The sequence below is a fragment of the Cobetia sp. BMC6 genome (assembly GCF_029991385.1).
Classification (GTDB): Bacteria; Pseudomonadota; Gammaproteobacteria; order Pseudomonadales; family Halomonadaceae; genus Cobetia.
In genome coordinates, this window is record NZ_JAKUMF010000030.1 from 1 (window position 1) to 597 (window position 597).

Annotated in this window: 2 tRNA genes and 1 rRNA gene; all 3 read left to right on the top strand. The window is 52.9% G+C overall.

Annotation, left to right across the window (positions count from 1 at the left end):
- Positions 1 to 114 (top strand): 16S ribosomal RNA (locus MKZ40_RS16825); the annotation flags it as partial.
- Positions 115 to 190: 76 nt separating this feature from the next.
- Positions 191 to 267, top strand: a tRNA-Ile gene (locus tag MKZ40_RS16830).
- A gap of 40 nt (positions 268 to 307) precedes the next feature.
- A tRNA-Ala gene (locus tag MKZ40_RS16835) sits at positions 308 to 383 on the top strand.
- Positions 384 to 597: the final 214 nt, after the last annotated feature.

Sequence of the window (597 nt, forward strand, 5' to 3'; positions counted from 1 at the left end):
CCAGAAGTGGTTAGCCTAACCTTCGGGAGGGCGATCACCACGGTGTGGTTCATGACTGGGGTGAAGTCGTAACAAGGTAGCCCTAGGGGAACCTGGGGCTGGATCACCTCCTTATCGACACTGTCTACTGCTCGCGGCAAGTGCTCACAACGAATTACCTGATCAAGTTAGTTTATCGAGTAGTAGTGTCGGGTCTGTAGCTCAGTTGGTTAGAGCGCACCCCTGATAAGGGTGAGGTCGGCAGTTCAAATCTGCCCAGACCCACCAAAAGCTTCGTGCTTTTGTCGACACGGTTTTGCCGACTTTTGGGGCCATAGCTCAGCTGGGAGAGCGCCTGCCTTGCACGCAGGAGGTCAGCGGTTCGATCCCGCTTGGCTCCACCATGAAAGTCCGGTTCAGCTTCTACTACCTGATAACGCTGCACAGTCCACAGTGACAAGCATATCGCCTTCCTCGTGAAGGTTGTGTGACTTCTCACTGTTCTCTGAACAGCCGCTCTTTAACAATGTGAATCATGCTGACGATGGAATGTGCGCCAAGCACATCTCCATCAACACGATATGTCGGAGAGGTCCGACAGATTCGTAATCCTTGACA